The organism is Streptomyces sp. SAJ15, from assembly GCF_007595705.1.
Lineage (GTDB): Bacteria > Actinomycetota > Actinomycetes > Streptomycetales > Streptomycetaceae > Streptomyces.
Genome location: NZ_NISY01000001.1, coordinates 1,208,084 through 1,227,069, shown reverse-complemented (window position 1 = coordinate 1,227,069; position 18,986 = coordinate 1,208,084). Strand labels below are relative to the sequence as shown.

Here is an 18,986-nt window from a genome sequence, read left to right as displayed (position 1 = left end):
CGGCGTTTGTCCGGCAAGGAGCAGTCGACCGCGCCGGCACACCGCTATGGCGTGCACACGCCGCCCGGGACGCGGCGCGGACACCGCGAGGAGGACGGGGACTGGCGGCCACCGCGAGCGACGGTGCGGGGGTGGGGCGGGGCCCGGACGCAGCGCGGCGTGAGTGAGGGGCGCGACCGGGTCCGCCCCTCGGGGCACGATCAAGTCCGGCCTCCGGACCCGTTCAGGTCCGGGCCGCTGGGCCCGGTCAGGTCTGGGAGGACGATGCGGTCGCCTTCAGGGCGAGCCAGAGTTCCATGCGGACGTCGGGGTCGTCGAGCGAGCGGCCGAGGATCTCCTCGACGCGGCGCATGCGGTAGCGGAGCGTGTGCCGGTGCACGCCGAGGTCGGCGGCGGCCGCGTCCCACTGGCCGTGCCGGGACAGCCAGGCGCGCAGCGAGGCGACGAGGTCGCCGCGACCGGTGGCGTCATGGTCGCGCAGGGCGCGGAGCATGCCGTCGGCGAAGGCGCGCACCGCGTCGTCGGCGAGCAGGGGCAGCACGGAACCGGCGGCGACCTCCTCGTGTTCGACGAGCACCCGGCCGCGCCGGCGGGCCACGGACAGCGCCTGCTCGGCCTGGCGGTAGGCGCCGACGGCGGCGATCGGGCCGGCGGGAGCCGAGAGGCCGATCACCAGGTCGTCGTCCGGCGCCGGGGGCGCGGCGGCACGGTCGCGCGGGCGGGTGGCGGAGCCGCGGCGCTCCTCCACCGCGGCGGCGTGTTCCGCGCAGGCGGCGACGGCCGCGCCGCCGTCGGAGGCGAGGACGATGAGCCGTTCGCCGTCCGGGACCACCAGGACCGCCTCGCCGGTGCGGGCCGCCGCGGTCTCCACCGCGTCGGCGAGCGCGCCAAGCGGGTCCGGGGCGAGCTCGCCGCTCGGCGCCCCCGGCCCGTTCGCCGCGGCGGCGGCCGGAGTCGCCGCCCCGGCCCCGGTGGCGGTCGGGGCGGGCGCCAGCGCCGCGTTCACCGCGTTGCCCGCTTTCGGCGCCTTCACCGGTTTCGCGGTGCCGCCGATGCCCTCGATCGGGAGGTCCTCCCCCGCGTATGCGCCGGGCTGCGTCCCGGCGGCGCTCGGCGCGGCCTCCGCGACCAGCATTCGGAACGGCGCGTCGAGGAGCCCGCCGTACAGCCGCCCGGCCACGGCGTGGGCGTGGTCGGGCTCGCCCGCGAGCAGCATCCTCAGCACCGCCGCGCCCAGGCGGCCCTCCGCCTCCTGGAGGGAGCGGGACCGTTCCGTGGTCAGCGTCAGCAGGGCCACGGCGGAGTGCACGGCATAGCGCTCGGCGGTGCCGAGCGGGGCGCCGGTGCCCACCGCGAGCACGCCGCGCGCCCGGCGGCCGGTGCCGAGGGACTGCAGCTCGACCCGGTCGGCGGCGTCCTCGGCCTCCTCGCCGCCGGTGCCGCCCACGACAGCGCTGGCGGGGGCGGGGCGGGTCCGCAGTCGCTCCACGTCGGCGGAGAGCCGGGCGGCCCGGCGGGCCGCCCAGTCGGGGGCGGCGGCGACCACGGCGCCGGAGGCGTCGTACAGGGCGGCCCACCCGTCGAGGTGTGCGGCGAGCCGGGCCAGCAGCGCGGCCGGCCCCTCCATGCCCATGGCGGCGCGGGTCAGCTCGCGCTGCGCCTCGAAACCGGCGGTCACCGCCCGGTACTGGTCCGCCGCTATCGCCGCCGAGACGGCCTTGCTGATGGCTATGAAGGGGGTGCGGCGGGGCACCTCGAGCAGCGGGAAGCCCTCGTCGCGGGCCGCGGCGACCAGCGCCTCCGGGACCGTGTCGTAGTTGACGCCGACGGCGAAGCCGAGGCCCACGACCCCCGCGCCGGCGAGCCGGACCACGTAGCGGCGCATGGCCTCCGGGTCCTCGGCGTCCAGCTTCATCGCGGTGATCAGCAGCAGCTCGCCGCCGTCCAGGTAGGGCGTCGGGTCGGCCAGCTCGCTGACGTGCGCCCAGCGCACGGGGGTCTCCAGCCGTTCCCCACCCGCGAGCACGGTCAGCTTGAGCGCGGAGTGGTGGACGAGTGAGGCGAGGGTGGGAGGCATGACACCTTCGATACGGCTGTGGTGCGTGTGGTCGGGCAGGCGGCTCGGCGGGGCGAGGTGAGCGGCTCGTGCCGGGCTGAGGCGACAGGCCGCGGAACGGCGTACCGCGCCCGGCAGGGCTCCGGCCCGGACGGCGTCCGACCGACCACTACGCCCTGTATGAACCACCGCCATCAATTCTGCCTCAGTGGAGCCGTCGGGCCCTCATCGCGCTGCCCGGTCCCCGTCCACGGCCTCAAGGGGAGCCGGGCCCCACTCCCGGCTCCGACCGGTCCGGCCAAGGTCGGACCGGTTCCCACCGGTCCGGCCAGTGGTCCGGCCGGTCTCATCCGCGCAGGTCCACCAGCACCGGGGGCGCGCTCTCGCCCCGCACCGAGGTCACGGACAGCACCGCGTGCCCGGGTGGTACGGAGTGCGCCAGCTCCGAGGCCGACCAACGCTCGCGCTCCACCTTGCGGACGGTCACGGACTGCACCGTGGCGGCCTTGCCGGTCACCACCCTGCGGATGAAGTGCAGCACCTTGGTCATCGGCTCGTCGGAGATGATCTGTCGGTCGGTGACGTCCCGAGTCTCCACCCATGCCGTCCCCCAGACCTCGGCGAACCGCGCGCCGTCCCACGTGGTCACTCCCGCGTACGCCATGCGGCAGCCGACCGCGCCCAGCAGCGCGCTGCGCAGCGCTTCGGGAACGTCGTCCAGCGTGCGCAGCGTCAGGACCGCGCCCGCGTTGGCCGAGCGGAGGCGCTGGATGCCGCGCAGCGCCTCCGGGGTGACGGTGTGCGAGGCGTCGTCGAGGACCAGACAGGCGAAGAGCGAACGGTCGGCCCGGCCCACCGCGCACTCCGTGAACTGCGCCAGCACCAGTCGGGCGAGCATCCGCGACGCCTCGGCGTGCCCGCGCTCGGGGAGGTCGATGCGCACCCTGAGCGGGTGTTCCAGCGCCCGCAGCGAGAAGGGACGCCGGCCGCCGCGCGTGTCGAAGAAGTCCGCGAAGGCCGGCCGGTCCAGCAAAGCGATCCGGTCGGCGAGCAGCGCCCCCACGTCACCCGCGGCGGCGGCCTGACGCACCCGCGCGTCCAGCTCCCGGGCCTGCGCCTGCTGCCCGGCCTCGTCGAGCGCCGCGCGGAGGGCGGCCAGGGCCGTCTGCGAGCCGTCGAGCAGCTCGCGCAGTTCGGGCACGGAGGGGAAGCGGCCGTGGGCCGCGCGATAGGGGCCGAGCAACTGCGCCAGCGCGGTCGCGGCCCGCCGGCTGTCCCCGCCGGGCAGGCCGTGCGCCATGTCGCCGACCAGCGCCTCCGCCAGCACGCCCGCCGCCTCGTCGGGGTCGGTGGTGCCGCCGTACAGGTCCAGGTCGTAGGCCGACTCGGGACGGCCGATCTTCACCACGACGTCGAAGGCGTCATCCGGTCCGATCCCGGCACCCGCGGGCCCGACGGCCACCACGGCGACCCGCCCGGCCAGCGCCTGGAGGCACAGCGACTCGACCACCGGCCGCACCAGCCGCCCGGTCTTCCCCGCCCCCGGCGGCCCCACCGCCAGCAACGAGGTGCCCAGCACCGCCGGGTCCAACGCCATGCTCACGTCGCGGAACTCATACGGATTACGCAGGTCGTCCGTGGCCCTGCCCAGGCGCACCTGGCCGGCGATGAGGTCGTGCCGCGCCGTGCGCACCGGCAGATCGCGCACCCCCGATGGGTGCGCGCAGGCCGACGCGCCCTCCCGCAGCACCGTGTCCGTGAACGCCGCCAGCCGCCCGGGCTGCGCCCGCACCGACTCCCACGCCCGCTCGAGCCGGGCGTGATCCACATCGTTCATCACCCCCGCCCGCGCCTCCGCCGCCAACCGATCCGCCACCCCATGCGCCCCGGCGGCCCGCAGATGGGGCCATTGGGCGGGGTCGGTCTCTGGTTGAGTGCGTTGCGTTGTCTCGCGCCTTTGACGGAAGTGTCGAAGCAGCGGCTCTGCCAACCGACGAGCGAGCTCCGGCCAATGCCCGACCCGTCCAAAACCGAAAGCGATCAGCCCCTTAACCAGCCACACATAGCCATCCGCCACCAATGCGCCACCTTCGGTGCCTCGCCATGAATCTGGGAAGAACAGAATCAGAGGCAGGCGCCACCAATTGCCGAGGTAGTTGTTGGAGAGCAGGGCCCAGAGCAACCAAGCGCACAGGAATGCGATCAGAGCCCCGCTGACAAGCCTCCGGGTAGGGACGCGCTCTGGATCTTCAACGGGCTTGGGCCTGTGCCCGAACGTCCACACCCCCGGCCCGCCCGCCGTCCGCGGCGTCCGCAGCCAGGTCAGGAACGGCGACTGGACCGCGGGGGACGCCGGCCCGGTGGAGAGCGTCGCACCGGGCGCGGTCCCGGGAGGCGGGGGTACCGGCGGGGCGGGTGGAACAGGCGGCGGCACGGAGTCGACAGGGGCCGGGGTCGGCGGTGCGGCCGGCGGGGTGGGCTGGGCGGGAGGGGACGCAGGAGCAGGAGGGTTCATGTCGGCTGGCGGGCCCGGGGGGACTGCCGGGACGGGTGGGGTGGCAGGGCGGGGCACCGCGTCCCGCCGGGTCCCACGTGAGTCGTACGTGCCCTCGGTGTCCATGCGCCGCCCCTTGCCCCCTGACCAGCCAAGCCATCTGTCGTACGCACACGCGTGCGCACCCCATCCGTGTACGCCGACCTTCAGGGGCTCAATCTAGTGGTCCCGGCCGGGTGGTTCGGTGACACATCCGGATGCCGCGCCCAGCCGGAGCACACGATCACCCACCGGCCGATGCACCGGCCGGGCCGCCACCCCCTCCCCCACCGCTCCTGGCTCCCCCCCCCCCACCACCAGCCCGCCGCCCCCAAAGCAGACCCGTAGGAGGCCCGCCTCCGCCCCTCACCCCGCACCCCCGCTATGTCCGTCGCGGACAACGCAACACGTCCACTGCTCCCGATCGGAACATGCCTCATCGGTGCCACCGCCCCTAGCCTGCGTCTAAAACCTCTGTTCTTTCCCCTGGAGCACCTCATGACCGAACTGACCGGAGGACCGTCCCTCCCCCAGGAGCGCCGCGTCGTCACCGCGATCCCCGGCCCGAAGTCCCAGGAGCTGCAGGCCCGCCGGCTGGCGGCCGTGGCTGGCGGTGTGGGCTCGGTGCTGCCGGTCTTCACGGTGCGCGCCGGCGGCGGCGTCATCGAGGACGTGGACGGCAACTCCCTCATCGACTTCGGCTCCGGCATCGCGGTGACCTCGGTCGGCTCCAGCGCCGAGGCCGTGGTGCGCCGCGCTTCGGCGCAGCTCGCCGACTTCACGCACACCTGTTTCATGGTGACGCCGTACGAGGGCTATGTGGAGGTCTGTGAGGAGCTCGCCAAGCTCACGCCGGGCGACCACGCCAAGAAGTCGGCGCTGTTCAACTCCGGCGCCGAGGCCGTCGAGAACGCGGTGAAGATCGCCCGCGCCTACACCAAGCGCCAGGCGGTCGTCGTCTTCGACCACGGCTACCACGGTCGTACCAACCTCACCATGGCGCTGACCGCCAAGAACATGCCGTACAAGCACGGCTTCGGCCCGTTCGCCCCCGAGGTCTACCGGGCCCCGCTGGCGTACGGCTACCGCTGGCCGACCGGCCCGGAGAACTGCGGCCCGGAGGCCGCCGCCGCGGCCATCGACATGATCAGCAAGCAGGTGGGCGCGGAGAACGTCGCCGCGATCATCATCGAGCCGGTGCTCGGCGAGGGCGGCTTCATCGAGCCGGCCAAGGGCTTCCTGCCGGCCATCGCGCAGTTCGCGAAGGACAACGGGATCGTCTTCGTCGCGGACGAGATCCAGTCCGGCTTCTGCCGCACCGGCCAGTGGTTCGCCTGTGAGGACGAGGGCATCGTCCCGGACCTGATCACCACCGCCAAGGGCATCGCCGGCGGCATGCCGCTGGCCGCCGTCACCGGCCGCGCCGAGATCATGGACGCCGCGCACGCGGGCGGCCTCGGCGGCACCTACGGCGGCAACCCGGTGGCCTGCGCCGCCGCGCTCGGCGCCATCGAGACCATGCGCGAGCTGGACCTGAACGCCAAGGCCAAGCGCATCGAGGAGGTCATGAAGGACCGCCTCGCCGAGATCCAGAAGAACGCCGCGAACGGCGACATCATCGGTGACATCCGCGGCCGTGGCGCGATGATCGCGGTCGAGCTGGTCAAGCCCGGCACCAAGGAGCCCAACCCGGAGGCGGCGGGCGCCCTCGCCAAGGCGTGCCACGCCGAGGGCCTGCTCGTCCTCACCTGCGGCACCTACGGCAACGTGCTGCGCTTCCTGCCGCCGCTGGTGATCGGCGAGGACCTGCTGAACGAGGGTCTGGACATCATCGAGGGCGCCTTCGCCCGCATCTGAGGCACCTTCACTCGAGCCTGAGGCGTCTTCATTCGGGCCTGAGGCACCTTCGCCCGGATCTGAGGCGTCTTCATTTCAGGTCTCAGGCACCTTCGCCCGGATCTGAAACGGGCGGCCGCGATGACCCGCCCCGCCCGAGTCCGGACGCCGTCGATGCTCCACCGGCCGTCCGCCCCGCCTCTGGTGACCCTGCGTCACCTTCGGCGGGATGGACGGCGGGGGCGGCGTGAAGAAGATGTGCGGGGCCCATGTCGGACAGGTGATCCGACTGTCGGCCCCGCGCTCGCTGCCGTACGGTTTCTGCAGATGAGAGAAACACCCCGCTCGCAGGGGACTGCGAGCGACGCCGAGCCGGTGCTTCCCCAGCTCCGACCCGGCCGTGCCCTCGCGCACACCACTGGAGCCCTCGGCTCTGGATCTCCTCACCGATCGGACGGCCGCCCGCCCCAAACCCCCCGGGGCGCGCGGCACACCGGTCGCGTCGGCGGCCCCGGAACTACCCCCCCTGTTCCGGGGTCGCCGGCTGTTCTGCTCACGCTCTGTGTGCTTCTCTTCGTGATCGTGACCTGGCAGGTGGCCGCCCAGGGGCCCCTGCGCGAGCTCGACGAGCACATCGGATCCGGCGCGCGCGGCCGGCTGCTCCCCGCTTCCCTCGCGGAGATCCTCGCCGACCTCGGCAACACCACCGTCGCCCTGCCCGTACTCGGAGTGGCGATCGCCTACGCGGCCTGGCGGGGCCGTCGCCACGCCGGACGGAGCCCGGGGACGGTAGGGGGCCCGCCCACCGCGAACACACCTCCTGTGGAGACGACCCCCGCGGCCCCGCCACCGGCGGACGCAGCATCCGTACGGCGAGCGCCCGACGCCCCGGGGTCGGCCGCCGTACCGGGGGCGTCCGCCGAAGGGGACGCGTCCGGCGGAGGGGACGGACCCTCGCTACGAAGGACGCCCGCCGTACGGGGGACACACGCCGTAGGACGACGCCCCTGGTGGCTGCCGCCTCTCGCGGCGGCTCTGGCCATGGCCTTGGTGCCGGCCCTCGTCGCACCGGTGAAGACGCTGCTCGCCCGGCCGGCACCGCCGGGACCACTCGCGGGCACGGACGGCTTCTATCCCTCCGGCCATGCCGCCACCGCCGCGCTCGCCTACGGGGCGGCCGCGCTGCTCCTGCTGGGGTGCTCCGAACGCTCCCCCGCCCCACGCCGCCGCCGGCCCCTGGCCGCCGCCGTGGCCGCGGCCGTCGTGGTGGCGGTGGTCAACGTCGGCGTGGGGGTCGGCCTGGTGCTGCGCGGCTACCACTGGCCGCTGGACGTGGTCGGCGGCTGGTGCCTGTCCGGCGTGCTGCTCTCGGCCGTCCTCATGGTGACGACCCGCTCGCCGCGCCGCCGGCGGGAGGAGCGGCCGGACCGCTGACCAGGCACCGGGCAAACCGGGGGCAGCCGTTCTTACCGCCGGGTGAGGCGCAGGGTCGCCTCATGCATGGCCAGTTCGAGGGCGCCGGGGTCGGTGAGTCGGCCGGAGCCGTCCGGCGGCACCAGCCAGCGCACCCCGCCATGGGGCCGCCCCGGATGCGGGACCACCACCCAGCTGCCGGCGCCGGCGCCGCGCACGCCGGTGCCCACCCAGTGGTCGGTGGTGCCCACCGGGACGAGGAAGCCCACCCGTGCGTCGTGGTAGGCGCCGATCACCGGGCCGGGTCGGTCGGGGCGGCGCTGGAGCACGTCCAGCGCCGCCATGCCCAGCCGGCCCGGCAGGATCAGGACGTCCCAGAGTCTGCCGGCGGGGAGTAACGCCACCCCCAGCGGGTGACGCTCCCACTCCCATCGGCAGGCTCCGGGGTCGGGGGCGGCGGAGGCCAGCCACTCCAGGGCGTCCAGCCGCCCCACGCCGCCGCCCGTGTCGCCGGTAGCCGCTTCGTCGCTCACGTCGTTCCTCTCCGTCCGTCGGCGCGCCGTGGCGCGCGTGGCGTGTTCACGGGAGGAGAAGCGGGGCGACGCGGATCCTTACGGCGTTATGGCTACCCGTTGGTAGTGACGTGGCGCACACGGCCACCGCCTACCGGCGTGTGGCGGGTGCCGGCCGGGAGGGGCCGTCCGTCGGCTCAGCTGTCGAAGCCGAGTCCCGCCTTGTCCATCGCCTTCAGCCACAGGTTCCGCCGCCCGCCCCGCTGGTCGGCGCGGGTCATCGACCACTGGGTGATGCCGATGCCCGCCCAGCGCAGCGGCTCCGGCGGGAACGGCAGCGGCTTCGTGCGGACCATCTCCAGCCGGGTGCGCTCGGTCTGTCGGCCGTCCAGCAGGTCGAGCATCACGTTGGCGCCGAAGCGGGTGGCGCCCACGCCGAGGCCGGTGTAGCCGAGGGCGTAGGCCACGCGCCCGCTGTGGGCCGTTCCGAAGAAGGCGGAGAAGCGGGAGCAGGTGTCGATCGCGCCGCCCCAGGCGTGGCTGAAGCGCACCCCTTCCAGCTGGGGGAAGCAGCGGAAGAAGTGTTCGGCCAGGGTCCGGTAGGTGTCCGGGTGGTAGTCGTACTCGGCCCGCACTCCGCCGCCGAAGCGGTAGACGATGTCGTAGCCGCCCCACAGGATGCGGCGGTCGGCGGTGATCCGGAAGTAGTGGAAGTGGTTGGCGTAGTCGCTGAGCCCCTGGCGGCGCTTCCAGCCGATGGCCGCGAGCTGCTCCTCGGTCAGCGGCTCGGTCATCAGCGCGTGGTCGTAGACGGGCACGACGTACGGGCGGACGCGCCGCACCGGGGAGGGGAAGGCGTTGGTGCCCAGCGCGACGCGGCGGGCTCGGACGCGTCCGTAGGGCGTCCTGACGGTCGCTCCACCGCCGGAGGTGACGGGGCGTCCGGCGCGGGTGTGCTCGTAGATCCGCACCCCCAGGTCCAGGCAGGCCCGCTTCAGGCCCCAGGCGAGCTTGGCGGGGTGCAGCATGGCCACGCCGTCGCGGTTCCAGAGCCCGGCGAGGAAGGTCGGCGAGTCGACCTCGGCGCGCAGCGCGTCGCGGTCCAGGAACTCGTGTCCGCCCAGGCCCAGCCGCTCGATGTCGGCGGCGGCCTCGCGGAGCTCCTCGACCTGGTGCGGCTCGGTGGCGATGTCGATCTCGCCGGTGCGCTCGAAGTCGCAGTCGACGGCGTAGCGGGTGAGGGTGTCCTGGATCTCGTCGAGGTTGGCGTGGCCGAGCCGCTCCAGCTCCTTGAGCTCGTCGGGCCAGCGGCTCAGGCCGTTGCCCAGGCCGTGGGTGAGGGAGGCGGCGCAGAAGCCGCCGTTGCGACCGGAGGCGGCCCAGCCGACCTCCTCGCCCTCGACCAGGACGACGTCCCGGTCGGGGTCGCGCTCCTTGGCGAGCAGGGCGGTCCACAGACCGCTGTAGCCGCCGCCGACGACGAGCAGGTCGCACTGCTCGTCGCCGACGAGGGCGGGCTGGGCCTTGGGCCGGCCGGGGTCGTCGAGCCAGTAGGGCCTGGGTTCAGCGTCGGAGAGGCTTCGGACAAAGTTCATGGCTGCTGAGGCCATGATTCTCAGCTCCTTTTGCGGCGAGAGCCGGCCAGTTGGCCGACGAGTACGCACAGCACGGCGATCGCGAACATCGCGGTCCCGATCACGTTGATCTGGACCGGGGTGCCGCGCTGTGCCGATCCCCACACGAACATGGGGAAGGTCACGGTGGATCCGGCGTTGAAGTTCGTGATGATGAAGTCGTCGAAGGAGAGCGCGAAGGACAGCAGCGCGCCGGCGGCGATGCCGGGGGCGGCGATGGGCAGGGTGACCCGCAGGAAGGTCTGCACCGGGCTGGCGTAGAGGTCCTGGGCGGCCTGCTCCAGCCGCGGGTCCATGCTCATCACGCGCGCCTTGACGGCGGTCACCACGAAGCTGAGGCAGAACATGATGTGCGCGATGAGGATGGTCCAGAAGCCGAAGTCGACGCCCATGTTGAGGAAGAGGGTGGCCAGCGAGGCGGCCATCACCACCTCGGGCATCGCCATCGGCAGGAAGATCAGGCTGCTGACGGCGGAGCGGGCCCGGAAGCGGTAGCGGGCCAGTGCGAAGGCGATCATCGTGCCGAGGACGGTGGCGCCGATGGTCGCCCATATGGCGATCTTCAGGCTGAGCGCGAGCGAGCCGCAGAGGCCGGCGACCCCGCACGGGTCGGTCCAGGCGTCGGTGGAGAACCGCTGCCAGGCGTAGTTGAACCGGCCGTTGGGCTTGTTGAAGGAGAAGACCAGGACGACGAGGTTGGGGAGGAGCAGATAGGCGAGGGTGGCCAGGCCCGCCAGCACCACGAGGTTGCGGCGCAGCCAGCGGCTGAGGGCGGTCAGCGGTCCCCCGGCCGCCGTGGGAGTCGTGGGGCTCATCAGACCAGGTCCTCCGTCCCGGACTTGCGGATGTAGACGGTGACCATCGCGAGGATCGCCGCCATGAGGATGAAGGACAGCGCGGCCGCCGTCGGGTAGTCCAGGACCCGCAGGAACTGCGACTGGATGACGTTGCCGACCATCTTCTGGTCGGCGGAGCCCAGCAGCTCGGCGTTGATGTAGTCGCCGGCGGCCGGGATGAAGGTGAGCAGGGTGCCGGCCACCACGCCGGGCATCGACAGCGGGAAGGTCACCTTGCGGAAGGTGGTGAAGGGCCGGGCGTACAGGTCCCCGGCGGCCTCGTGCAGCCGGCCGTCGATGCGCTCCAGCGAGGTGTAGAGCGGCAGGATCATGAAGGGCAGGAAGTTGTACGTCAGCCCGCAGACCACCGCCAGCGGCGTGGCCAGCACCCGCTCCCCCTCGGTGAGCCCGAGCCAGCTGGTCACGTCGAGCACGTGCAGCGAGTTGAGCACGGAGACGACGGTGCCGCTGTCGGAGAGGATCGTCTTCCAGGCCAGGGTGCGGATGAGGAAGCTGGTGAAGAACGGGGCGATCACCAGGATCATCAGGACGTTTCGCCAGCGGCCCGCCTTGAAGGCGATCACATACGCCAGCGGGTAGCCGAGCAGCAGACAGCCGAGGGTGGCGGAGGCCGCGTAGAGCACCGAGCGGAGGAACTGCGGGTAGTACTCGGTCAGCGCGTCCCAGTAGGTCTGGACGTGCCAGGTGACCTTGAAGCCCTCCTCCAGCGAGCCGGTCTGGAGCGAGGTCGACGCCTGGTAGACGAGCGGGGCGGCGAAGAAGACCAGCAGCCACAGGATGCCCGGCAGCAGCAGCCAGTAGGGCACCAGGCGCTTGCGGGTGGCGGGCTTGCGCACCTTGAGGGGCGGCGTGTCGAGCGGTGGCGGGGCGTCGGTGGTCACGCTCACGAGACCTCCTCGTCCACGTCCGTGCCGGCCTCGATGTCCTGGTCGGCGTCGAGGCCGAAGGTGTGCCGCGGGTTCCAGTGCAGGACGACCTCGGCGCCGGGTACGAGCCGCGGGTCCCGCTCGATGTTCTGCTCGTAGACGGAGAGCGCGGGGCAGGCCGGGCTGTCGATGACGTACTGGGTGGAGACGCCGATGAAGCTGGAGTCGCTGATCGTGCCGCGGACCTGGTTGCCCCCCCTGGCGATGGTGTCGGCGGCGTCCGCGTGGGTCAGCGAGATCTTCTCCGGGCGTATGCCGACCAGCACCTTGTCGCCGGTGCGGGCGGTGGTGGTGCAGCGCTCCGCCGGCAGTCGGAGGGTGGCGTCGGCGGCCCGTACCACCAGGTCGCCGCCGGACTTGTCGGTCACGGACGCGGCGATCAGGTTGGAGGTGCCCAGGAAGTTGGCGACGAAGGTGGTGCGCGGGTTCTCGTAGAGCTCGGCGGGGGCGCCCAGCTGCTCGACCCGGCCGCCGTTCATCACCGCGACGGTGTCGGCCATGGTCATGGCCTCTTCCTGGTCGTGGGTGACGTGGACGAAGGTGATGCCCACCTCGGTCTGGATGCGCTTGAGCTCCAGCTGCATCTGCCGGCGCAGCTTCAGGTCCAGGGCCCCCAGCGGCTCGTCCAGCAGCAGCACCCGCGGGTGGTTGATCAGCGCCCGGGCGACGGCGACGCGCTGCTGCTGGCCGCCGGAGAGCTGGTGCGGCTTGCGGCGCGCGAAGTCGCCGAGCTGGACCAGCTCCAGCATCTCGTGGACCTGCTTCTTCACCGACTTGACGCCGCGGCGGCGCAGCCCGAAGGCGACGTTCTCGTAGATGTCCAGGTGCGGGAAGAGCGCATAGCTCTGGAAGACGGTGTTGACCGGGCGCTTGTACGGCGGCAGGGCGGTGACGTCCTGGCCCGCGAGCTCGACCGTTCCGGTGCTGGGGTCCTCCAGTCCCGCGATCATGCGCAGGGTGGTGGTCTTGCCGCAGCCGGACGCGCCCAGCAGCGCGAAGAAGGAGCCGGCGGGGATGGTCAGGTCGAGGGGGTGCACGGCGGTGAAGGAGCCGTAGGTCTTGCTGATCCCGGTGAGGCGGACATCGCCGCCGGAGGGGGCCGGTGGTGTCATGAGTGGCATCTCTCCGTTGTCTGGCGTTGTCAGGCGCCGATGAGCTTCGCGAACTTGTCCTCGAACGCCGTCTCTTCCTTGCTGCTGAGCGAGCGGAAGGCGTGCGACGTGGCGGCCATCTCCCCGGTGGGAAGGATCAGCGGGTTCTCGGCCAGGTCCGGGTCGATTTTCGCAAGCTCCTCGCGGACCCCCTCCACCGGACAGACATAGTTGATCCAGGCGGCGAGCCGGGCGGCGACCTCGGGCTCGTAGAAGTAGTCGATGAGCCGCTCGGCGTTCTTCTTGTGTCGCGCCCCGCTCGGCACCAGCAGGTTGTCGGTGGAGATCATGTAGCCGCTGTCCGGGATGGCGAACTTGATGGCGGGGTTGTCCGCCTGCAGCTGGATGAGGTCGCCGGCCCAGGCGACACAGGCGGCGATGTCGCCCTTGTCCAGGTCGTTGGTGTAGTCGTTGCCGGTGAAGCGGCGGATCTGGCCCCTGTCGACGGCCTTCTGGACGCGGGCGATGGCGGCGTCGAAGTCGTCTGCCGTGCAGCTCTCGGGCTTCTTGCCCATGTCGAGCAGGGTCAGCCCCATGGTGTCGCGCATCTCGGTGAGCATCGCGACCCGGCCCTTGAGCTCGGGGTCCTCCAGGAGCTGGGAGATCGAGTCGACCTTCTTCCCGCCGGTGGCCTTCTCGTTGTACGCGATGACGGCGGGGATGCCGGTCCACGTGTAGGAGTGGGCCCGGCCGGGGTCCCAGTCGGGGCTGCGGAACTGGGCCGAGAGGTTGGCGTAGGCGTGCGGCAGGTTGGCCGGGTCCAGCTGCTGCATCCAGCCCAGCCGGATCATCCGGCCGGCCATCCAGTCGGTGACGCAGATCAGGTCACGGCCGGTGTCCTGCCCCGCCGCCAGCTGCGGCTTGAGCTTCCCGAAGAACTCGACGTTGTCGTTGATGTCCTCGGTGTACTTCACCGCGATGCCGGTGCGGCGTTCGAACCCCTCCAGGGTCGGATAGTGCTTGTTGTCGTCGCTGACGTCGATGTACTGCGTCCAGTTGGAGAAGGAGAGCCGCTTCTCCCGGTCGGAGTGGTCGTCGGAGGGGCCGGCCCCGGCGCGGGTGGCGGCCGGGATGCCGCAGCCGCTCAGGGTGCCGAGCCCGCCGACGGCGAGGAGTCCGGTGCCACCGGCGCGCATGAGGGAGCGCCGGGTCATCGCCATGCGGCCGCGGGTGAGGCTGCGCCGCATGGCGGCGATCTGGGGCGGGGACAGGCTCTCCGGCCCGTGCTGATCCTGCTCCATGCTGTGCCCTCTCTGGGGTCGGGCCGGTGGTCAGCCGGTGGGGTGGTGTGGTGCCTGAGCGCTCCGTGGGAGGTTCGGTGCTGGGCCGTCGGTCGTCTGCGGGCCCGTTGGGGCGGGGCGTGCCCACGCGGCGGGAGCCGTGTGTCTCACTCGGCCCCGCGCCCCGTCAGGCCCCGCCGAACCGCGACCGACGTCACCGAACTTCTCAGCGGTCCCCGAAGATGGTGCGGTGCCAGTCCTTCCTGGCGATCGCCGTGTTGTCGTACATGACGTGCTTGACCTGCGTGTACTCCTCGAAGGAGTAGGCCGACATGTCCTTGCCGAAGCCGGAGGCGCGGTAGCCGCCGTGCGGCATCTCGCTGATGATCGGGATGTGGTCGTTGACCCAGACACAGCCGGCCTTGATCTCCCGGGTGGCGCGTCCGGCGCGGTAGACGTCGCGGCTCCAGGCGGAGGCGGCGAGGCCGTACGGGGTGTCGTTGGCGAGCGCCAGCCCCTCGTCGTCGGCGTCGAAGGGCAGCACCACCAGCACCGGCCCGAAGATCTCGGACCGCACCACCTCGCTGTCCTGCGGGGCCCCGGTGATCAGGGTCGGCCGGTAGTACGCGCCCTTGGCGAGTTCGTCCCGCGGGGCCTCGCCGCCGGTGACCACGGTGGCGTACGCCCGGGCCCGGTCCACGAAGCCGGCGACGCGGTCACGCTGGGCGTGCGAGATCAGCGGGCCCAGGTCGGTGTGCGGGTCGAACGGGTCGCCCAGGCGCACGCTCGCCATCAGGTCGGCGACGGCGGCGACGAAGGCGTCGTACAGCGGCCGCTGGACGTAGGCGCGGGTGGCGGCGGTGCAGTCCTGGCCGGTGTTGATGAGGGCTCCGGCGACCGCGCCGTGCGCGGCGGCCTCCAGGTCGGCGTCGTCGAAGACCACGAAGGGGGCCTTGCCGCCGAGCTCCAGATGGAGCCGTTTGACGGTGGCGGTGGCGAGCTCCGCGACCCGCCTGCCGACCGCGGTGGACCCGGTGAAGGAGGTCATGGCGACGTCCGGGTGGCCGACGAGGTGCTCACCGGCCTCCTTGCCCGCGCCGGTGACGATGTTGACGACGCCGTCCGGAATGCCCGCCTCGGTCGCCGCCTGGGCGAACATCAGCGAGGTGAGCGGGGTCAGCTCGGCGGGCTTGAGGACCACGGTGTTGCCCGCGGCCACGGCCGGGAGGATCTTCCAGGCCGCCATCTGCAACGGGTAGTTCCAGGGGGCGATGGAGCCGACCACGCCGATGGGCTCGCGGCGTACGTAGGAGGTGTGGTCGCCGCTGTACTCGCCCGCCGACCTGCCCTCCAGGTGGCGCGCGGCCCCCGCGAAGAAGGCGGTGTTGTCGACGGTGCCGGGGACGTCGAACTCGGTGGAGAGCTTGATCGGCTTGCCGCACTGCAACGACTCGGCTCTGGCCAACTCCCCGGCCCGGTCGGCCAGGACGGCGGCGAAGCGGTGCAGTGCGTCGGACCGCTCGCCCGGGGTGGCGCCCGCCCAGCCGGGGAACGCCTCCCGCGCGGCGGCGACCGCCGCGTCCACGTCGGCGGGGCCCGCCAGCTCGTAGCCGTAGACCTCCTCGCCGCTCGCCGGGTCGACGACCGCGTGCCGGCGGCCGGAGGTGCCGGCACGCAGGGCGCCGCCGATGTACTGCGCGCCGGCGGCGAAGCGGTCCTGTACGTCGTTCTGTGCCTGGAAGCGGTTGTCCTGGTCGCCCATCACGCTCTCCTCCGCCGTCCCCGTCCCTGAGGTGCCGGCGTAGCTCCAGCTCGAATTGAGTGCCGATCCTGACAGAGGGAATCCCCTTCAACAAGTGATTCCGTTGTTGCCTTTTGGTTACGCGACGAAATCTATCGAGGGGCCGTGATCGCGTCCGCCACTGTGTCGGGCCGCGGCGGAAATCCCGTTACGGAGTGTCAGTGGCGGATGCCAGACTCATCCGCATGACGATCATCGACTCCAAGGACGCCCTGCTGGAGCGGGTGCTCTCGGGCGAGCGCGTGAAGTACCTGCACTTCTGGGGCCACACCCCGCGCCGCGACGGCCGCGTGGGCCCGAGCTGCCTCAGCCAGTGGTGGCCGTCCCCCTTCACCGTCGACGGCGTCTCCTACGCGACGGCGGAGCACTGGATGATGGCCGCCAAGGCGCGGCTCTTCGGGGACGCCGAGGCCGAGCGGCACGCCCTTGACGCCGCCAACCCCGCCCTGGCGAAGAAGGCGGGGCGACTGGTGCGCGGCTTCGACGAGGCGGTGTGGCGGCGCGAGCGCTACGCCATCGTGGTCGAGGGCAGCGTCCACAAGTTCCGACACGACCCCGAGCTGCGGGCCTTCCTGCTGTCGACCGGCGACCGCGTCCTGGTCGAGGCCAGCCCGATGGACCGGATCTGGGGCATCGGGCTGGCGGCCGACGACGAGCGCGCGCACTCCCCCGAACACTGGCGCGGGCTCAACCTGCTCGGCTTCGCCCTGATGGAGGCCCGCCGCCGGCTCGCGGCGGAGTCGGGGACGGCGGCCTAGGAGCTCGGGAAGAGTACGGGCCCGGGGCCCGGGCCGGGGCCCGAGAGATCGACGGCGTCTGTCGGCAGGTCTGCCGGACAGTCGTCAGAAGGTCTGTCAGAAGACCGAGTCGATGGCCGCGCCCAGCGCGGCGAGGTAGAGGAACGGGATGACCATGCCGATGATCCCGCAGACCAGACCCGCGGTCGCCGAGCCGGCGTTGCCGGCCTCACCGCGCTTGGCCTTGCCCTTGCCGACGGCACCGAAGATGATCGCCAGGATGCCGAGGATGACGGCGAAGACCCACAAGAAGTAGGTGATCCCGCAGACCAGGCCGATGATGCCGCACACCAGCGCGGCCGTGCCCATGCCGTTGCTCTGCTGCATCGGCATCACGGCGCCACCGGGGTATCCCGGGTATCCGGGGTAGGGCCCGGCGGGCGGGGCGACGGGGTATCCGTTGCCGGGGGCGCCGGGGTAGCCGTTGCCAGGGGCGCCGGGGTACCCCTGGGGCGGGGCCGGCGGCTGCTGCGGGGCGGTGGCGTACGGGGTCTGGGGGTGGCCGCCTAAGGCGTTCGGGTCATAGCCGGGCTGGCTGGGGGTGTTGCTGGACATGCGTGGTTTCCCCTCCATGTTTGCGTCGCGCAATGCTATGGGGTGAAGTCACCTTCAGTCAGCTCGACGGCACTGTCGGTTCCGGATGCCAGAACAGGCCCTGGATGTGATGCCGGGGGAAGCGGGGGACGCGGCCAGCCTGACGCCCGGGGTGCTGGCCCGGGGCCAGGCCCCGGGCCGTCGGTGCCGTCGGTGCCGTCGGCGAGCTAGTACGGACGGTCGACCCACGCTACCGAGCCGCGCTCGGACGCGTTCGAAGCGTCGAAGGACTCCACCCGCACGACGGTGGTGCGCGCGTAGGGGTCGTCCTCCTCGTCGTCCTCGGCCTCGATGTAGACGAACAGCATGATCAGGCTGGCGATCACGGCGCACACGCCGAGGATGATCCCGGCCAGCGCCTGGCTGCCGTTGGTCGCCTGGCCGCGCGCCGCCTTGGCCCGGCCGAGCGTGCCGAAGACGATCGCCAGGATGCCGAGGATCGCGCCGAAGACCACGCTCACGAACAGCACGGCGCCCACGATGCCCAGCACCAGGGCCGCCGTTCCCTGCCCGTTGTCCGGCAGGTACGGGCCGGCGCCCCACCCCGGACCGTACGGAGAGCCGGGGTAGCCGTAGGGCGCCGGCGCGGGCGGATAGGTCGGGTGGTGCCCGTAACCGCCGTGTCCGTACCCCTGCTGCGGGAGGTATCCAGCCGGCCCGGGGCCAGGGCCGGGGCCGGGGTATCCGTACGGCCCGGTCGGGTACGCGCTGGGGGTGCCGGGCCCGGTCGGCGCCTGTGGGGGTGGCGGGACGGGAGCGCCCCCGGCCGGTGGCGCACCCGGCACCGTCGGCATGCCGATCGTGCCCGGCGGCGGCCCGGCCACGGGGACACCCCCCGGCGGAGGCGGCACGGGAGGCACACCGCCCGCTCCCGGCCGCGCGGCGGCCCCGGGGGCGCCGCTACGGGCGGGCGGCACGAAAGGCGGGGCAGGCGCGGCCACCGGCGGCGCCGGGGGCATGGCCGGCGGGGCGGCCTGCGCGGCGATCCCCCCCGCCGGGACGATCCCCGCCGCCGCGGTCGGGGCGGTCGCCCGCTCCGGCCTGCCCGGCGCCTCGGACTTGCTCAGCGCCACCGGCCGTTCCGGCGCCGCCCACGGATCCCGCTCGCGCCCCGCCCCGGAAGGGGACGAGGGAGCGGCGGGCGACACGCGGTCCTCCGCGGAGCCGGCATACGACGTTTCCTCGGCCTTCGCCGCCACGGGGGTCGCCTCGGGCGCCGATGCGGGAGAGGGCACCGAGCGAGCCGGACCGGCGACGGTGTCGGACGTCGTCGCCGGTGCCGACGCCACGGGCGCCGGGCCCCCGGACGGCCCCGACTCCGGCGCGGCCCCCACCGCCGTGTCCTCCTCGGCGGCCGCCGCGGCAGCGGATCCCGCGTCGGCTGAGTCCGCCGACGCGACGGCGGACGACGGCGAGCCCTCCGGCCCCTCGGCCGCCGAGGCCGGCGCCCCGGCGTCGACACCGGTCGACGGCGTGGGCGCGTCGGGCGAGGGTCGCGAGCCGGTCGCGTCGGACGGTGGCGCCGTCTCCGGCGGGGAGCCCGGCGAAGGCTCGGGCGGGGAGCCCGGCGAAGGCTCGGCCGGCGCGGTGGTATCCGCCCCCGGAGCCGACCGCTGCGGCTGCTGTGACGGTTGCTGCTCGGGCTGCTCGGCCATG

Annotated in this window: 14 protein-coding genes; 3 read left to right on the top strand and 11 right to left on the bottom strand. The window is 73.0% G+C overall.

Features of this window, described 5'->3' with window-relative positions:
* Positions 1–247: 247 nt before the first annotated feature.
* On the bottom strand, positions 248–2,077 hold the full coding sequence (locus tag CD790_RS05365; RefSeq protein WP_144381761.1) for a PucR family transcriptional regulator: 1,830 nt from the start codon (positions 2,075–2,077) through the stop codon (positions 248–250).
* Between the two features lie 325 nt (positions 2,078–2,402).
* Complete coding sequence (locus tag CD790_RS05360; protein WP_144381760.1) at positions 2,403–4,676, bottom strand: ATP-binding protein; 2,274 nt, start codon at positions 4,674–4,676, stop codon at positions 2,403–2,405.
* 411 nt (positions 4,677–5,087) lie between these two features.
* Here CD790_RS05360 and gabT point away from each other — a divergent pair, with 411 nt between their 5' ends.
* Complete coding sequence (gene gabT / locus CD790_RS05350) at positions 5,088–6,446, top strand: 4-aminobutyrate--2-oxoglutarate transaminase (RefSeq protein ID WP_144381759.1); 1,359 nt, start codon at positions 5,088–5,090, stop codon at positions 6,444–6,446.
* A gap of 543 nt (positions 6,447–6,989) precedes the next feature.
* Positions 6,990–7,859 (top strand): phosphatase PAP2 family protein, encoded by an 870-nt coding sequence (locus CD790_RS35525; protein WP_313956471.1) that lies wholly within the window; start codon positions 6,990–6,992, stop codon positions 7,857–7,859.
* Between the two features lie 32 nt (positions 7,860–7,891).
* On the opposite strand, the gene CD790_RS05340 is transcribed toward CD790_RS35525, so the two are convergent.
* The 7 genes from CD790_RS05340 to CD790_RS05310 form a co-directional block, all read right to left on the bottom strand.
* Positions 7,892–8,371, bottom strand: a complete 480-nt coding sequence (locus CD790_RS05340; protein ID WP_313956469.1) for a hypothetical protein — start codon at positions 8,369–8,371, stop codon at positions 7,892–7,894.
* Positions 8,372–8,547: 176 nt separating this feature from the next.
* Positions 8,548–9,960 (bottom strand): FAD-binding oxidoreductase, encoded by a 1,413-nt coding sequence (locus CD790_RS05335; protein ID WP_144381757.1) that lies wholly within the window; start codon positions 9,958–9,960, stop codon positions 8,548–8,550.
* Positions 9,961–9,965: 5 nt separating this feature from the next.
* Positions 9,966–10,799: an ABC transporter permease gene (locus CD790_RS05330; protein WP_144381756.1), complete on the bottom strand. Its 834-nt coding sequence runs from the start codon at positions 10,797–10,799 to the stop codon at positions 9,966–9,968.
* Positions 10,799–11,722, bottom strand: coding sequence for an ABC transporter permease (locus CD790_RS05325; RefSeq protein WP_399216996.1), 924 nt, complete (start codon positions 11,720–11,722; stop codon positions 10,799–10,801). The genes CD790_RS05330 and CD790_RS05325 overlap by 1 nt, the downstream gene beginning before the upstream one ends.
* Positions 11,723–11,724: 2 nt before the next feature.
* A complete protein-coding gene (locus CD790_RS05320; RefSeq protein WP_144381754.1) occupies positions 11,725–12,879 on the bottom strand; it encodes an ABC transporter ATP-binding protein in 1,155 nt (384 codons plus the stop codon).
* A gap of 29 nt (positions 12,880–12,908) precedes the next feature.
* Entirely contained in the window at positions 12,909–14,159 is a 1,251-nt protein-coding gene (locus CD790_RS05315) for a PotD/PotF family extracellular solute-binding protein (protein WP_144381753.1), read from the bottom strand.
* A 205-nt stretch (positions 14,160–14,364) separates the two neighbouring features.
* Positions 14,365–15,900, bottom strand: coding sequence for a gamma-aminobutyraldehyde dehydrogenase (locus tag CD790_RS05310; RefSeq protein WP_144381752.1), 1,536 nt, complete (start codon positions 15,898–15,900; stop codon positions 14,365–14,367).
* Positions 15,901–16,124: 224 nt separating this feature from the next.
* Here CD790_RS05310 and CD790_RS05305 point away from each other — a divergent pair, with 224 nt between their 5' ends.
* Positions 16,125–16,697, top strand: coding sequence for an NADAR family protein (locus tag CD790_RS05305; protein ID WP_186318867.1), 573 nt, complete (start codon positions 16,125–16,127; stop codon positions 16,695–16,697).
* A gap of 96 nt (positions 16,698–16,793) precedes the next feature.
* Here CD790_RS05305 and CD790_RS05300 read toward each other — a convergent pair whose 3' ends face one another.
* Both CD790_RS05300 and CD790_RS05295 read right to left on the bottom strand, forming a co-directional pair.
* Positions 16,794–17,291, bottom strand: coding sequence for a DUF4190 domain-containing protein (locus CD790_RS05300; RefSeq protein WP_144381750.1), 498 nt, complete (start codon positions 17,289–17,291; stop codon positions 16,794–16,796).
* 206 nt (positions 17,292–17,497) lie between these two features.
* Positions 17,498–18,154 carry a DUF4190 domain-containing protein gene (locus CD790_RS05295; protein WP_186318866.1) on the bottom strand — a complete coding sequence of 219 codons (657 nt, stop codon included), beginning with the start codon at positions 18,152–18,154 and terminating at the stop codon, positions 17,498–17,500.
* Between the last annotated feature and the right edge of the window lie 832 nt (positions 18,155–18,986).

Bases quoted from the DNA above. Each gene is read 5' to 3' on its own strand.
- CD790_RS05330 (WP_144381756.1), bottom strand. From the start codon at position 10,799: ATGAGCCCCACGACTCCCACGGCGGCCGGGGGACCGCTGACCGCCCTC.
- CD790_RS05315 (WP_144381753.1), bottom strand. From the start codon at position 14,159: ATGGAGCAGGATCAGCACGGGCCGGAGAGCCTGTCCCCGCCCCAGATC.
- CD790_RS05360 (WP_144381760.1), bottom strand. From the start codon at position 4,676: ATGGACACCGAGGGCACGTACGACTCACGTGGGACCCGGCGGGACGCG.
- CD790_RS05310 (WP_144381752.1), bottom strand. From the start codon at position 15,900: ATGGGCGACCAGGACAACCGCTTCCAGGCACAGAACGACGTACAGGAC.
- CD790_RS05335 (WP_144381757.1), bottom strand. From the start codon at position 9,960: ATGGCCTCAGCAGCCATGAACTTTGTCCGAAGCCTCTCCGACGCTGAA.
- CD790_RS05300 (WP_144381750.1), bottom strand. From the start codon at position 17,291: ATGTCCAGCAACACCCCCAGCCAGCCCGGCTATGACCCGAACGCCTTA.
- CD790_RS05320 (WP_144381754.1), bottom strand. From the start codon at position 12,879: ATGACACCACCGGCCCCCTCCGGCGGCGATGTCCGCCTCACCGGGATC.
- CD790_RS05365 (WP_144381761.1), bottom strand. From the start codon at position 2,077: ATGCCTCCCACCCTCGCCTCACTCGTCCACCACTCCGCGCTCAAGCTG.
- gabT (WP_144381759.1), top strand. From the start codon at position 5,088: ATGACCGAACTGACCGGAGGACCGTCCCTCCCCCAGGAGCGCCGCGTC.
- CD790_RS05305 (WP_186318867.1), top strand. From the start codon at position 16,125: ATGACGATCATCGACTCCAAGGACGCCCTGCTGGAGCGGGTGCTCTCG.